Origin of the sequence: Actinoallomurus iriomotensis (assembly GCF_030269445.1) — a bacterium.
GTDB lineage: Bacteria > Actinomycetota > Actinomycetes > Streptosporangiales > Streptosporangiaceae > Actinoallomurus > Actinoallomurus iriomotensis.
Genome location: NZ_BSTJ01000020.1, coordinates 101,056 through 114,851 on the forward strand (window position 1 = coordinate 101,056; position 13,796 = coordinate 114,851).

Sequence of the window (13,796 nt, forward strand, 5' to 3'; positions counted from 1 at the left end):
GAGTCAACGGCTCAGGACACCTAGGATTCGCCGAGGCTCCACAGGGTGATCGCGAGGTTCTCCCCGCAGGTGATGGCGATCGGGTGACCGGAGAGTTCGCCGAAGGCGACCGGCACGGTCGGTTCGACGGGGAGGGGGTCGCCGAGCTGCTCCCGGGTGGCCAGGTCCCACACGCGGACGGCGCGGTCGGCGCCGCTGGTCAGCACGGTCGGCCGTCCGCCGCGTACGCCGAACGCCACGGACATGACCGCGCAGGTGTGCACCAGCGGCTCGCCCGTCTCGTGCCGGGTGGCCAGGTCCCACACGCGTACGGTCTGGTCGTACCCGCCCGTGATCGCGATCGGCCGGTCGGCCAGCCGTCCGCACGTCACCGACATGACGGAGTTCGTGTGCCCGGTCAGCGGCAGTCCGGTCGCACGCCGGTCGCCGAGGTCGAGGACGCGCACCGACTGGTCCCACGCGCCGCCGACGACCGCGACGGCACGCCCGTCGACCTCGCCGCACGCCACCGACATGACGCTGTTGTTGCGGACCAGCGGAGGACCGGCCTCGCGGTGCGAGGTGAGGTCCCACAGGCGTACCGAACGGTCGTCGCTCACGCTCACCGCCACCGGCCGGCCGTCGAGCACACCGAGCGCGATCGAGACGACCGCGCCGGTGTGGCCGCGCAGCGGCTCGCCGGCCGGCTCGCCGGACTCCAGGTCCCACAGGTACAGCGCGTGGTCCTGGCAGCCGGCGACCGCGATCGAGCGGTCGCCCAGCCGCCCGCAGGCCACCGCGAGGACGGCGGTGTCGTGCCGCAGCGGCGGCCCGTACTGCTGGTGCGCGGTCAGGTCCCACACCCGCGCGGTGCGGTCGTGGCCTCCGGTCACCGCGATCGGGCGATCGCCGAGCCGCCCGTACGTCACGCAGGCGATGGTGCGGGTGTGCCCGGTCAGCGGATCGCCGATCGGCGTGCCGGCCGGCAGCGAACCGGAGGTGGTCCGGTTGTTCAGCATGGACACGACGTCGGTGGCGCTGGGCCGCTTGGCCGGGTTCTTCAGCAGGCAGACCGAGACGACGTCGCGCAGCGGCTCGGGCACCCCGCCGACCTCGGGTTCGTCGTGCGTGATGCGGTACATCACGCCGTGGCCGTAGTCGTCGTCGCTGAACCCGAACGGCGGCTTGCCCGTCGCGGCGAAGACCATCGTCGACGCCCACGCGAACACGTCGGTGTGCGGCCCCAGCGGCCCTCCGGTGACCTGCTCCGGCGCCATGTACGGGGGCGTACCCCGCCGGTCGCGGTCCGGCTGGGCGATCGTGGCCAGCGCGCGGGCGATCCCGAAGTCGACGACGCGCGCGCCGTCGGGGCCGGTCAGGATGTTGGCCGGCTTGAAGTCGCAGTGCACGAGACCCGCCGCGTGGATGGCGGCGAGCGCGGAGGCGGTGCCGGCGGCGAGCGTCAGCAGCCCGGCCGAGTCGTACGGCCCGTCCCGGTGCACCCGTTCCAGCACCGACTCCCCGGCGATGTACTCGCTGACGATGTACGGCCGGCCCAGGAGCTCGCCGGAGTCGAGGACGCGCGCGGCGTAGTTCTTCACCCGGCCGGCCGCCTCGATCTCCCGGGCGAACAGCCGCCGGCCGCGTACGGTGCCGCTGAACGACGGATGCAGGAGTTTGATCGCGACCTTGCGGCCGTCGGAGGTGGTCGCCAGGTAGACGACGCCCTGGCCGCCCTCACCCAGCCGGGCGATCACCTGGTGGTCCCCGATCCGGTCCGGGTCGCCGGGTCGCCGGGGATAGGGGCCCGGCACGCTACGTTCGTCCCAGTTCGGCGATCGACTTCCTGAGGTCGTCCACCTGGATCGAGTCGCCTGCGAACTGCCGCACCACGCGGAGCAGGTCGGTCAGCCCGTTCGGATGCTCCTCGCAGGTGCGCAGGATCGCGGTCATGTCGGTGCGGTCGTCGTCGGACCGGCGCGGTGTGATCACCCTCGCCAGGGCCAGCGGGAGTTCGGCGACGATCTGGTCCCGCAGGTGCCGGCTGCGCAGCTGGCGGACGCTCAGCGCGCGGTCGACGACGTCGTCGAGGGCGGGCGACCGCTCGGCGATGGTGACCGCCGCCGGGGGCGGCGGCAACTGCGGCGGGTCCGGCGCCGTGGGCACGGCGGACACGATGACGCCCGCGTCGGTGATCGTGGGCGGCGCCGCCGGCACCGGGCGGACGGGTGCCGCCAGCCCCGGCACCGTGATCCACGCGGTGGTGACGGTCTCCTTCACCCGCAGCTCGATCCGGTGGTACTCGGCCGGGTTCACCAGCCCCAGGCCGTGCCGGATGACGTCGGTGTGGACGCGTTCGGAGGCGATCAGCGCGAGCTCGGCGCCGGTCATCCGCAGGATCTCCTTGAGGTGGGGCGCCTCCAGGATCCGGAACGCGTGGTTGACGTCGGTGCCCACCAGGCCTTCGGCGTCCGACCGTGCGACGCCGATGTGCACGGCCAGCCGGAGCCGCATCCGCGCGGGTTCGACGGAGACGTCGTTGTGCTGGCGCACCTCGGCCCGCAGCCGCCCGGTCACCGAGGTCAGCAGCAGGGCCGTGTCGACGGACGGCGGGACCACGACCATCGCGCCGTCGCCGCGGTCCTCCCGGTAACACCCGTCGTACGGGACGCCGGTGTCGTCGAAGCTCGCGCGCAGGCCCTCGTAGAGCGCCGTACGGATCTTGCGGCGGTCGAGGTCGGTGCGCGAACGGTGTCCGAAGGAGGCGATGTCGCACACGAACAGCGAGCACAGGCCGTTGGGTGTCCACTCGCCGTAACGTCTGGGCATGCGCCGTCGCCTCGGTCCCCTGTCCGCTCACGATCCCCCGAGACCATGTAGCACGAACCGCCGCGAGCCCGTCAAGGTCAGATGACGCAGAACGTCACGGAACCGCGACCGGCTCCCGGATCTCCTCCGGGGCGAGGCGCTTCTTGATCCGCGCCACCGTACGGGCGGGCAGCCACCGTCCCGGCCGGATCAGCAACGGCACCGCGAACGCCGTCAGCACGATCGCGCCGAAGACGAACCACGCGGCCGCCCGTGGCTGCAGCTCGGCCACGATGTAGCCGGCGCTGAGCGCGCCCAGGGGCACCGCGCCGCTGGTGAGGAACCGGTTGATGCCGATCACCCGGCCGAGCAGGTGCTCGGGGACCTGTTTCGTCTGGTGGTTGACGATGGCGACGTTGAGGAAGCCGCCGGTGACGCTCAGGCCGCCCCAGGCGCCCAGCCCGACGACCGGCTGGGCGGACACGGCGACGATGAAGGTCAGCGCGGCCCACGCGACGACGCAGACCTTGATGATGTTCCGCTCGTCGCGCACGTGCTTGCCGACGCTGGGCGCGGCGACCGATCCGATCAGCCCGCCGACGCCGGAAGTGGCGAGCAGCACGCCGATCCGCGCGCTCGACAGGTGCTGCTGTTCGGCCAGCACGACGAGGAGCAGCAGGACGGTCTGGAAAAGGAAGTTGCCCACCGAACAGACGACGACGACCGTGCGCAGAAACGAGTTGAGGATCACCATTTTCAGGCCGTCGAACAGCGAGATCCGGGGACGGGTGTTCGCCGGCTGATCGGCCCCCTGCGGCTGGTAGTTCGTCTTGTCCATCATGAGCAGGGCGACGAGTGACCACAGGGAGGCCAGCAGGTTCACGTAATAGGGATAGGACTCCCGCTGGCCGAAGAGGAAACCGCCCAGGGGCTTGCCCGCCATGAACGCCAGGTGGCCGCGCGCCTCGTTCATCGCGAGGGCCGACGGCAGCTCGGCGGGGTTCACGACGCGCTGTACGGCGGTGATCTCGGCGGCGCTGTAGAGCACGAGGAAGGAGCCCTCGCAGAGTGAGGCCACGATGAGCACCGGCTTGGGATGGCTGCCGAACCCGAGCGCGTAGACGACCAGGGCGCAGGCCGCGAGCCGCCCGAGCTGGCCGACGAACATCAGCAGCCGCCGGTTGAAACGGTCGACGAACCAGCCCGCGGGCAGGTACATCAGCAGGGCGGGGATGGTGCTCGCCGCGCCCACGTAACCGGCGAAGACCGGCGAGTGGGTCAGGACGAGCGCCAGCAGGGGGTTGGCGGTCGCGGCGCACATCCCCCCGAACTGCGAGGCGGCTGATGCGCTCCACAGCAGTGTGAAGTCACGCCATCTCATCGGCGCTGGGTTCCTCCGGAGCGACCGCTCTCACCGGCCGTTCGTCCGGCGATGAGAGCACCGTCGAATGACGGCAACCGCTTATTCCGGCGCGTTGCCGGACAAAACGGGCATCTGCTGTATATCCACATTTTTTATGGACGCAAGGAATGGCGCTCCAGGGTACGGCGCCACGCTCGTCACCTAGATACCCGGCTACGCACCGTACCAGTGCCTGAAGCGCTTCACCTGATGACCAACCGAATTCATCCAAAGACAAATGGAACGTCTGGCACGTGATTCCTGAGCGCCGTCCACGCGGTCGGAAGGCGCTCGGAGAAATTGTTTCAACGCGCCATGAGACGTTCCGCCTCCTTGCGAAGGTGCTCGGGGAGCGGAGGCCGCCGGGCCTTGACCGCGCGCTCGGCCAGCCCCGCCGCGGTGTCGGCGTCACCCTCCAGCCGGAGGACCCGGGCGACGCGGAGCAGCACCGGGCCGCTGTCATCGGCGTCGTCGACGAGTTCACGCTCTTCCGCGCCGGATACCCCGGTGTCCTCACAGGTCCGCTTGGCCAGGAACCAGGCGGCCCGGCTGGAGGGCCGGTCGCCGTAGTTGACCCGGTCGAGGTCGCGCAGCGCGGGCTCGGCGCGGTTGAGGTCGGCCAGCATCTCGCCCCGGAGCCGGATCGCCTCCGGGGTCGCGCCGTTCTGGCTGAGCGCGTCGTCGAGGATCGCGATCGCGGCCTGGGCGCGGCCGGCGTGCCAGAGCGCGTGGGCCAGTGCGGTCTTGACGAACGTGTCACCGGGCAGCTGGGTGAGGGCGGCCCGCAGCCGGCTCACGGCCTCGGTCGTCTCACTGCCGATCTTCAACCGGCCCACCGCGGCCAGGAGCATGCCGACGTGCGCGGTGTCGCCGAGCGCGCCGAACACGCCGATCGCGGCCTCATAGTGCGCGGCGGCCCGTTCCATCCGTCCCTGGCCGTACGCGATGGTGCCCAGCAGACACTCGGCCGCCCCGCGCACCGGCCGGTCGGCGCCGGCCTCGCGCGCCACCGCCGAGGCGAGACGCCGGGCCAGATCGAGATCGCCGGCCGTGAAGGCCGTCTCCGCCGCGTCGAGCCGCGGCCGCTCGTGCCGTGCCGACACCGCCGCCTCCGCGTCGAGACGCCGGACGACCGGGCGCAGCCGCGCCTGCGGCAGGCGGTAGCGGCGCCGGCCCGCGTGCCGGTCGGCCACGAGCAGGCGCACGTCCTCCAGCGCCCGTACGACGGCGTTGGGCAGGTCGCGGGTGAGGCGCCGCCCCTCGGTGACCCCGTCGGCGTCCGGCTTGCGGCCGAAGACGTGGCGGTACCACGTGGTGAGCGCGCTCGGCCATTCGCCGTACGCCGTCGCGACGGTCGCCAGCGACCGCAGGCAGTGGTCCCCGAGGATGCGGTCGACCGCCTTCGGCAGGCGTTCGTCGTCGCCGTCCGGCGGGAGCTCGTCCCACAGGCGGCTGCACACGATCTGCAGCAAGGCCGGATCGATGGACGTCTCCCCGGCGCCGAGCTCCTCGACGAGCCGCCCGGCACTGGCCGCGAGCGGGTGGCCGGTGTCGCCCAGCGGCCCGCTGACCACCTGACGGGCGGCGGACGGGCTGAGGGCGGTCAGCGGGAACCGGGTGACCTGCCGGACCGGCAGGCCCGAGCGCACGAGGAGCGCCTGGAGCTCGTCGAGGTTCTCGGTGCGGACCGTGATGAGCAGATGGAGCTCGTGCCGGGCCGCCGTGGCCTCGACGAGCTCGTCGGCGAACCGCCGGCGATGGCCGTCTCTCTCGCGGGTGCCGAAGAAGAGCAGGTCGGTCTGGTCGATCGCGGCGAACACGGGGATCGCGTCGCCGTGCCGGTCGACGCCGGCGTTCTTGCGGACGAGACCGCGGATCGAGGAACCCGCGATGCGCGTGGGCGGGTCCTCCGGATACCAGGACGCCAGCAGCGCGAACGTGAAGGGGTTGATGTCGGGCAGCGCGGCGAGCGGGAAGTCGGCCAGGAACGCCAGCCGTCCGATGGGCAGCACGCGTGAGCCCGCGCCCAGTGCGGGCAGCACGCCGGCGCGCAGCAATGAGGTCTTCCCCACCCCCGCGGGGCCGTGGAGGATCGTCACCCGGTGATCGCGCCAGAGTTTCGCCAGGGCCGCCGCCTCGCGGGCCCTGCCGTGGAAGATCGCCTCATCCGCCGTGTCGAACGGACGTGAGCCGACGAAAGGGGAACGCGTGCTCATAGCATGATCACGTCATTACCGGGATGACCAACGGGTCGAGCTTCGGCGGGGTGATTGACGACTACACCTACACCCGCCCCTGCCGCCGAGCCAACGAAGTCAAGGCGGAAATCTGGCCGAATGTGGAAGTCGCCGGGCCCGCTGGAACCCCGGACGTCAGAGCTTGTTGTCGAATCCCGCTCCGTCGGCCATCTCTCGGGCCGGCTGGATCGCCTCCAGGACAGCACTCTTGAGCACGGGGTTGTCGGCGGATCGCAGGAGGTCGGAGGTGACTCCCCGCAGGTCGATGGTGAGCGGTGGCATGATGCCTCCCCGGTGAGTCCGCTGCCCGGTCCGGATTGTCACCACAATATAACTCGTTTTCCTGCATTTTCCTGCATGTGGCGTTAACCAAGTTTTGGCGCACCCGTGGTCCGTCTATGTCATTTGACACACACGCGCGCGAAGATTTTCCGGCCGCGTAGAGGAATGCGCCGTTTCGGACATAGTCTTGCTAATCATCGGTTGGACCGGGTGATGCGGAGGCGAACCGAGTGGCTGGCCCAGAGAAGACCGGCGCGACGCAGGACATGCGCGTCCCCCCGGTCTGGGGGAACGTTCCCCAGCGCAACAAGAACTTCACCGGTCGCGAGGAACTCCTGGCCGCCCTCCGTGAGGGCATCGCCAGCCAGGTCACCGCCGTGGTCCCGCAACCGCACGCGCTGCACGGACTGGGCGGAGTCGGCAAGACGCTGACCGCGGTCGAGTACATCTACCGCTACCGGCACACCTATGACGTCGTCTGGTGGATCCCCTCCGACCAGCCCTTCATGGTCAAGACCGCCCTGGCCGACCTCGCCCCGCACCTCGGGTTGCCGCCCGCCGCGGTGAGCGGCATCGAGGACGCGGCCCGGGAGGTGCTCGACGCCCTGCGCCGCGGAGAGCCGTACGACAAGTGGCTGCTGGTGTTCGACAACGCCGACCAGCCCGAGGACCTGCTCGACAGCATTCCGCGCGACTCGGGGCACGTGCTCATCACCTCGCGCAACCATCGCTGGGAGAGCCTGTTCGACGCGGTCCCGGTCGACGTGTTCCGCCGCGAGGAGAGCGTGGAGTTCCTCACCAAGCGGGTGCGCGGCGCGATCAGCCCCGAGGACGCCGCGCGGCTGGCGGAACAGCTGGGCGACCTGCCGCTGGCGCTGGAGCAGGCCGGGGCGCTGCTGTTCGAACGCGGCATGAGCGCCTCGGAGTACCTCGAACAGCTCGCCGACCGCACCAGCCAACTGCTCTCGCAGGGCCGCCCGGCGGAGTACCCGGTGCCCATGACGGCCGCCTGGAGCGTGTCGGTGGCCAACCTCAGCGAGAGCCTCCCGGAGGCCGTCGACCTGCTGCGGATCTGCGCCTTCTTCGGCTCCGAGCCCATCCCGCGCGAGGCCATCGGCAAGGCGCCGCCGGGGCTGCGGCCGGAGGTCGCGGGCCTGATCTCCGACCCGATCCGGCTGGGCCGCGCGGTCGGAGAACTCGGCCGGTACGCGCTGGCCCGGCTCGACATCCCGGGCCGCACCATCCAGGTGCACCGGCTGGTCCAGAAGCTGGTCCAGGACGAGCTGTCCCCCGAGGAGCAGGAGCAGATCCAGCACGAGGTCCACCTGCTGCTGGCCGCGTACAACGCCGGCGACCCCGACGACGACACGAGCTGGCCCAAGTACGGCGACCTCCTGGGCCACCTGGCGCCCGCGAAGGTGTCCGACTGCCCGACGCGCGAGGTACGGGCGTTCGCCATCCGGATGCTGCGCTACCTGTTCAGCTCCGGCGACTACCACTCCGCCCAGACCCTGGCCGACGACTTCATCGAGCGGTGGAGCGCCGAGTCCGGATCGCAGCACCGCGACGTCATCGAGGTCCAGCTCGCGCAGACCAACACCCTGCGCGAACTCGGGAACTACGAGGAGGCGTCCACGCTCAACGCCGAGATCCTCACCGCGTCGGAGAAGGTGCTGGGCTCCGACCACGACGTCACCCTCTTGGCGCTGCGCGGGTCGGCCGCCGACCTGCGCGCCGCCGGCGACTTCCGCGCCGCGCTCGACCGCGACCGGGAGGCGCTGCGCCGCTACGAGGACAAGTACGGTCCCGAGGACGCCGGCACGCTCCGCGCCGTCAACAACCTCGCCATCGACTACGGCCTGATCAGCGACTACGGGCGGGCCCGCGAGCTGCACCACCGGTCGTTCATGGGCTGGAAGCAGCAGGAGAGCCGTACCGTCATGGCCAGCATGCTCAACGCGCTGAACGGCCTGGCCCGCGCGGTACGGCTGGCGGGCGACTACTCCGAGGCCTGCGACCTCGGCGACGACGCCTACGCCATCGGCCTGGACGCCCTGGGCGCCGAGCACAACTGGACGCTCCGTACGGGCAAGGACCTGTCGATCGCGCTGCGCCGGTACGGGGAGCTGGAGCGGGCCGAGGAGTTGGCGGTCCAGGTGCAGGACCGCTGTACCCGGCTGTTCGGCCTCGACTCTCCCGACACCCTCGCGGCCGCGATGTGCCTGTCCAACCTGTGGCGCACCGTCGGCCGGCTCGACGAGGCCACCGGCCTGGTCGCCGACTCGGCCGCCCGCTACACCAAGGTCTTCAGCGCCGACCACCCGTACAGCCTCGCCTGCCTGAGCAACCTGGCCGTCCTCCGCCGCGTCCAGGGCAACCCGCAGGAGGCGCGGAAGCTGAACGAACGGGCGCTCGCGGGCCTGGACGCCAAGCTCGGCCGCGACCACCACTACTCGCTCACCGTGGCCGTCAACCTCGCCAGCGACCTGGCCGCCCTCGGCGAGATCGACGCGGCGTGCCGCCTCGGCGAGGGCACGCTGCGGCGCCTCCACCGCCTGTTCGGCGACGACCACCCGCTCACCCTGACCGGCGCCGCGAACCTGTCGGCCGACCTCACGGCGGCCGGGCAGACCGAACGCGGCGGCGAGCTGATCGAGCAGGCGCGGGCCGGCTACCAGCGGACCATGGGGCTGAACCATCCGGACGCCCAGGTCTTCCTCGAAGGCCGCCACCTCGACGCCGACTTCGACCCGCCGCCGATTTAAGGCCCTAAGCCCTCTTGAGGGCCTCCAGGTCCCGCGACACCTCGGTGTGGATGTGGGTGATCAGCCGCTGGAGGTCGTGGCAGTACACCGTGGGGTTGCGGAAGCCGCGGCCGCTCCGGTAGCGGTGCGTGTAGTGGCCGGCGCCGCAGACCCGGTGCAGCCGGCACTCCTGGCACTCCTCGGCCAGCGCCAGGCCGCGGATCTGCCGCGCCGCGATCGACGGGAGCAGCAACGCGGCCTCGAACGGGTCACGTGACACGTGCAGTGCCGTGCCGGCCGCTCCCTCGTACGCCGACTTCAGCGTGTCGACCTGCTCGATCTCACCGTTGGTCTCCACGACGACGATGGCGACGGGCGACAGGCCGACCGCCTCACCCGTCGACGGCCGCCCGAACAGCAGCATCATGATCTCGTCGAAGAGGCGTACCTGCGTCGCCTTCACCGGCGACCGGTACCAGCGGTCGAAGATGGCGACGAGCCAGTCCCCGTACGGCGTGGACTCGTCCGGTGGCCGGCCGGGCGGAGGGGTGTCCCAGTTGCCGTGCGGGAGCAGGAAGTTGATCGCGGGCGGCTCGAACTCCAGCATCGCCTCGTACGTGCGCACCGGGTCGTTCTGGACGTCGACCGTGCTGAGCAGGCCGTTGAACAGGTGCCGGTACGGCGCGGCGCGCAGCCGGTCCACGCCCGCGCGTACGGCGCCGAAGCTGCCCTGGCCGTTCGCCCACCGGCGATGCCGGTCGTGCCCCTCCTCGTCGCCGTCCAGGCTGACCCCGACCTGCACGCCGTACTCGCGGAAGAGTTCGAGGACCGGCGGGTCGAGCAGGATGCCGTTGGTCTGGACGTTGAACCGCACCCGTACGTCCGGCGCGCAGGCGGTGAGCACCGCCTCGACGGTGTACCGCAGGTGGTCGACGCCGGCGAGGAGGGGTTCGCCGCCGTGCAACGTGACGTCGACGCGATCGAGAAGCTTCGCCCGCGCGTGCTCGGCGATCCGCATCGCGACCTGGTCGACGGTCGGCCTGGCCATCTTCCGCGGCTGCCGGCGCCAGTTCTGGTCGGCCATCTCGTACATGTAGCAGTAGTCGCAGGACAGGTTGCAGCGGCTGTGCACCTTGAGGATGAACTCGCGGAACGGCGTGGGCCGCCAGCCCCTCCCCAGCAGCGTGCGGACGTCGAGGGTGTCCGGCCACTCCGGTGCGCCGAGTGTCGCCATAGGTCATTTACCGCCGTTGCCGCTGGTCAGAGTCCACCGTTCGTGCTCACGCGACTCCCCGTCGACGCGGATGATCTGCCGGTCCGAGGCCACCGGGCGGAACCCGGCCTCCTCGACGACACGGCGGGAGGGTGCGTTGGCCGGCTGGATGTAGGCGTCGAGCCGGGTGAGGCCGAGCTCCTCGAACGCGTACGGGACGGCCAGCCGTACCGCCTCCGCCACGTATCCGTGCCCGGACGTCGCCGCGAACCCCCCGTAGCCGAGCGAGCCCCGCGGATCGGGTGCCTGCCGCTCGATCTGGTTGATGTTGACCAGCCCGGCGAGCCGTCGCGTGGCGTTCACCCGCACGACGAACCCGACCGCGTTGACACCGTCGAACCGGGCGAGATACTCGCCGAACTCCTCCGCCACCGTGGGCGCGAAGATCAGCCCACGGTGCATGTTCACGCTGGCCCGTGCCAGCGCGACGAATTCCTCGCCATCTTCGGCGGCCACCGGCCGCAGAGAGATGCGTGCCCCCACAAGCAACCTCACGCCGAGAAAAGTAACTCGCGAAAGCAAACCGGAAAACCCCGGATGAGTGAAATGGCTACGCTTTCCGTATGTCGCCGCCGAAAATACGGCACGCGGCACGCGCCATCATCCTGGACGAAGAGGACCGCGTGCTGCTGTGCCGGTTCACCACACCGGACGTCGTGTGGACGGCTCCGGGCGGGGGGATCGAGAGCGGCGAGTCGGCCCTCGCCGCACTGCGCCGCGAACTGCTCGAAGAGGTCGGCCTCGCCCTCGCCGCCGACCCGCCGCACGTGTGGCGGCAGCGGGTCGAGTCGCCCGGGTTCGCCCCGCGCTACGACGGCGTGCTGAACGACTACTTCCTCGTCCGCACCGAGTCGTTCGCGCCCCGCGGCACGCTGTCCGACGCCGAACTCGCCGCCGAGAACATCAGCGGCCTGCGCTGGTGGCGGCCGCAGGACCTCGCCGCGTACCGCGGCCCCGACCTGTTCTCTCCCCGCGACCTCGCCACCCCGCTGGCGGCACTGATCGCCCACGGCGTCCCCTCGCGGGTGGTGGAACTCGGCCTTTGAGTCCCGCCTTCGTCTGGCGGTGCCGGTCGGCGCACGGGAGAATGGGCGCTTCGGCTCGCTTTGGCGGCGGAAAGGACCGATCGTGACCGGCCAGCCTCCTGCCCGGTGGTACCCCGACCCGCAGCGGTACGGGGGCGGCGTGTCGGCGACCCGCGAGGAGGCGACCCTTCTCCCGAAGGACCGGCTGCCGGGCGTACTGGCCCTGGTGGCGCTCATCCCGGGGCTGGCGGGCGCACTGACGATCGTGGCGCCGGTCGCGTACGGGCTGGATCTGCTCTGGCCGACGTGGGGAGCGGTGGCGCCGTTCGCCGCCTGGGCCGTGGGGGCGGCCGGAGCGACCTGGCAGCGGGAGACGATCCTCCGCCGGGCGTACGGCTACCGTGAACCGAGCCTGGACGAGCTGCGCCGCCTCAAGGATCCGGTACGCCGAGCGCTGGCGCGCGCCGGCGTCTCGGCCGGCCAGGTACGGCTGATGATCGTGAAGTCACGGGAGCCGACCGCCCCCGCCACCACCGGCCGGCTCGTCGCCGCCACCTCGTACGCGGTCGACTCACTGCCACCCGACCGGCTCGAGGCCGTCCTGACGCACGAACTGAGCCACCGCACCGGCCTGAACCCCGTGCCGGTGTTCTGCTACCACCAGCTCGTGCTGCCGGTCCGCGCGCTGTGGTGGCTGCTCGCCCACGCGTGGCGGCCGGTACGCCGGATGTGGCGGGTGGCGGTGGCGTGGCGCACCCCGTTCGGATTCCTGGTGACGTTCCTGCTCGCGCTCGTCGCGGCGGTGGTGATCGCCGTACTGGCGGTACCGGCGTGCGTCGCCTTCCTGGGAGCGGCGCTGTCCCGGATCTCCGTAGACCAGGCCGAGTTCCAGGCCGACGCCACGGTGACGACGCTCGGCCTGGGCCCGCAACTGCTCGCGGCGCTGGAGGACGCCATCGACGCCGGCCACACCGACACCGCCCGCGCCGACCGCCTCCTCGGCCTGCCCCCTCTCGCCGTCCGCCGCGCCCAGCGCCTCCGCCGAAAGCTCGCCCGGCGAACCCATCCCCGAGCCGTCCAGGCCCTCTAGGCCAGGGCCATGGACGCCGGCTCGCGAACCTAGCGGCGATGCGTCACACCGGACATCAGCCGGTCGGCCAGCGTACGGGCCTGAGCCAGGAATTCATCCAGCCCGGCGTCGTCGAGCCCCTCATCGACGATCAGCTCACCCAACAGCAGGACCTGCGCGCGAGCCGTGGCCGGCTTCTCCAGCTCAGTGGCGACGGCGTCGCCGAGTGCATGCCGCATCAGGCTCTCGGAAGTACGTGGATCGATATGGATTCCGTCGTCGAGCAACTGAGCGCGTACCGTCGCCACCAGGCCGATGACCTCGGGGATCGACCAGCTTGGGGAAAAGCGCCGGCGGACCGCCGTGACGAACGCGGCGTGGACCAACTCGCCGTACCCGACCAGGCGGTCGGCCTCGACCAGCTGCCCGGTCAGCGGCTCGGCTTCGTCAGGTTCAGACGCCAGGAAGGCGCGCAGCGCGGCCACCTGCTCATCGGTCACCGTCATCGAGCTGTTCCTTCCGGCTCTCTGTTCGCCGCTCAGCTCATCAGGCGATCACCCAGTGACCGGGCCGTGGCCATGAACTCGTCCAGCTCTGCGTCACCGAGCTTCTCATCCGAGATCAAAGCCGTCAGAAGCAGGACCTTGGTGGAAATGATCGTGTCTTCATCCAGGTCATCGATGGATCCGTCGCCGAGGGCGTCCCGAATCAGGCGCTCGGCCACGACCGGATCGACCTCATCGGCGTCCTCATCCAACCGTGCCCGCAGGGCACCTACGAACTCGATCACGTCGGCGGCCGTGCCGCTCTGGGCGAATCGCCGGTCCACCGCCTCGAAGAAAGCGGCCGCGAGAAGTGCCATATAGCCGGTTCGGGCGGCATTCCGGTCGAGTCGCCCCCACCGTCGTTGATATTCCTCGACGTCCCCCGCCAAATGAGCACGCAACGTCGCCACCTGCTCATCGGTTACCGGCATC

General features: G+C 71.0%; 12 protein-coding genes. 3 read left to right on the plus strand and 9 right to left on the minus strand.

Annotated elements, in window-relative coordinates:
• Window positions 1-20 precede the first annotated feature (20 nt).
• From QSK37_RS48945 to QSK37_RS48965, 5 genes are all read right to left on the minus strand, one after another.
• Complete coding sequence (locus QSK37_RS48945) at window positions 21-1,793, minus strand: serine/threonine-protein kinase (protein WP_285636258.1); 1,773 nt, start codon at window positions 1,791-1,793, stop codon at window positions 21-23.
• A gap of 1 nt (window position 1,794) precedes the next feature.
• Window positions 1,795-2,808 (minus strand): effector-associated domain 2-containing protein, encoded by a 1,014-nt coding sequence (locus tag QSK37_RS48950; RefSeq protein ID WP_285636261.1) that lies wholly within the window; start codon window positions 2,806-2,808, stop codon window positions 1,795-1,797.
• 94 nt (window positions 2,809-2,902) lie between these two features.
• Complete coding sequence (locus QSK37_RS48955) at window positions 2,903-4,168, minus strand: MFS transporter (protein WP_285636264.1); 1,266 nt, start codon at window positions 4,166-4,168, stop codon at window positions 2,903-2,905.
• A gap of 326 nt (window positions 4,169-4,494) precedes the next feature.
• A complete protein-coding gene (locus tag QSK37_RS48960) occupies window positions 4,495-6,405 on the minus strand; it encodes an nSTAND1 domain-containing NTPase (RefSeq protein WP_285636267.1) in 1,911 nt (636 codons plus the stop codon).
• Window positions 6,406-6,561: 156 nt separating this feature from the next.
• Complete coding sequence (locus QSK37_RS48965) at window positions 6,562-6,708, minus strand: hypothetical protein (RefSeq protein ID WP_285577041.1); 147 nt, start codon at window positions 6,706-6,708, stop codon at window positions 6,562-6,564.
• A 230-nt stretch (window positions 6,709-6,938) separates the two neighbouring features.
• Here QSK37_RS48965 and fxsT point away from each other — a divergent pair, with 230 nt between their 5' ends.
• Complete coding sequence (gene fxsT, locus QSK37_RS48970; RefSeq protein WP_285636270.1) at window positions 6,939-9,473, plus strand: FxSxx-COOH system tetratricopeptide repeat protein; 2,535 nt, start codon at window positions 6,939-6,941, stop codon at window positions 9,471-9,473.
• A 4-nt stretch (window positions 9,474-9,477) separates the two neighbouring features.
• Here fxsT and QSK37_RS48975 read toward each other — a convergent pair whose 3' ends face one another.
• Complete coding sequence (locus QSK37_RS48975) at window positions 9,478-10,686, minus strand: FxsB family cyclophane-forming radical SAM/SPASM peptide maturase (RefSeq protein ID WP_285636273.1); 1,209 nt, start codon at window positions 10,684-10,686, stop codon at window positions 9,478-9,480.
• Between the two features lie 3 nt (window positions 10,687-10,689).
• Entirely contained in the window at window positions 10,690-11,220 is a 531-nt protein-coding gene (locus tag QSK37_RS48980; protein WP_285636276.1) for a GNAT family N-acetyltransferase, read from the minus strand.
• Window positions 11,221-11,288: 68 nt separating this feature from the next.
• Here QSK37_RS48980 and QSK37_RS48985 point away from each other — a divergent pair, with 68 nt between their 5' ends.
• Together QSK37_RS48985 and QSK37_RS48990 are read left to right on the plus strand one after the other, a co-directional pair.
• The gene (locus QSK37_RS48985; protein WP_285636279.1) at window positions 11,289-11,771 is read left to right on the plus strand and encodes an NUDIX hydrolase; all 483 of its coding nucleotides are present in this window, start codon (window positions 11,289-11,291) and stop codon (window positions 11,769-11,771) included.
• Between the two features lie 82 nt (window positions 11,772-11,853).
• Entirely contained in the window at window positions 11,854-12,840 is a 987-nt protein-coding gene (locus QSK37_RS48990; RefSeq protein ID WP_285636282.1) for a M48 family metalloprotease, read from the plus strand.
• A gap of 29 nt (window positions 12,841-12,869) precedes the next feature.
• Here the strand turns inward: QSK37_RS48990 and QSK37_RS48995 are convergent, their stop codons facing one another.
• Window positions 12,870-13,325, minus strand: a complete 456-nt coding sequence (locus QSK37_RS48995) for a hypothetical protein (protein ID WP_285636285.1) — start codon at window positions 13,323-13,325, stop codon at window positions 12,870-12,872.
• Between the two features lie 32 nt (window positions 13,326-13,357).
• Window positions 13,358-13,795, minus strand: coding sequence for a hypothetical protein (locus QSK37_RS49000; RefSeq protein ID WP_285636288.1), 438 nt, complete (start codon window positions 13,793-13,795; stop codon window positions 13,358-13,360).
• Window position 13,796: the final 1 nt, after the last annotated feature.

Bases quoted from the DNA above. Each gene is read 5' to 3' on its own strand.
- QSK37_RS48950 (WP_285636261.1), bottom strand. From the start codon at position 2,808: ATGCCCAGACGTTACGGCGAGTGGACACCCAACGGCCTGTGCTCGCTG.
- QSK37_RS48955 (WP_285636264.1), bottom strand. From the start codon at position 4,168: ATGAGATGGCGTGACTTCACACTGCTGTGGAGCGCATCAGCCGCCTCG.
- QSK37_RS48960 (WP_285636267.1), bottom strand. From the start codon at position 6,405: ATGAGCACGCGTTCCCCTTTCGTCGGCTCACGTCCGTTCGACACGGCG.
- QSK37_RS48965 (WP_285577041.1), bottom strand. From the start codon at position 6,708: ATGCCACCGCTCACCATCGACCTGCGGGGAGTCACCTCCGACCTCCTG.
- QSK37_RS48975 (WP_285636273.1), bottom strand. From the start codon at position 10,686: ATGGCGACACTCGGCGCACCGGAGTGGCCGGACACCCTCGACGTCCGC.
- QSK37_RS48985 (WP_285636279.1), top strand. From the start codon at position 11,289: ATGTCGCCGCCGAAAATACGGCACGCGGCACGCGCCATCATCCTGGAC.
- QSK37_RS48995 (WP_285636285.1), bottom strand. From the start codon at position 13,325: ATGACGGTGACCGATGAGCAGGTGGCCGCGCTGCGCGCCTTCCTGGCG.
- QSK37_RS49000 (WP_285636288.1), bottom strand. From the start codon at position 13,795: ATGCCGGTAACCGATGAGCAGGTGGCGACGTTGCGTGCTCATTTGGCG.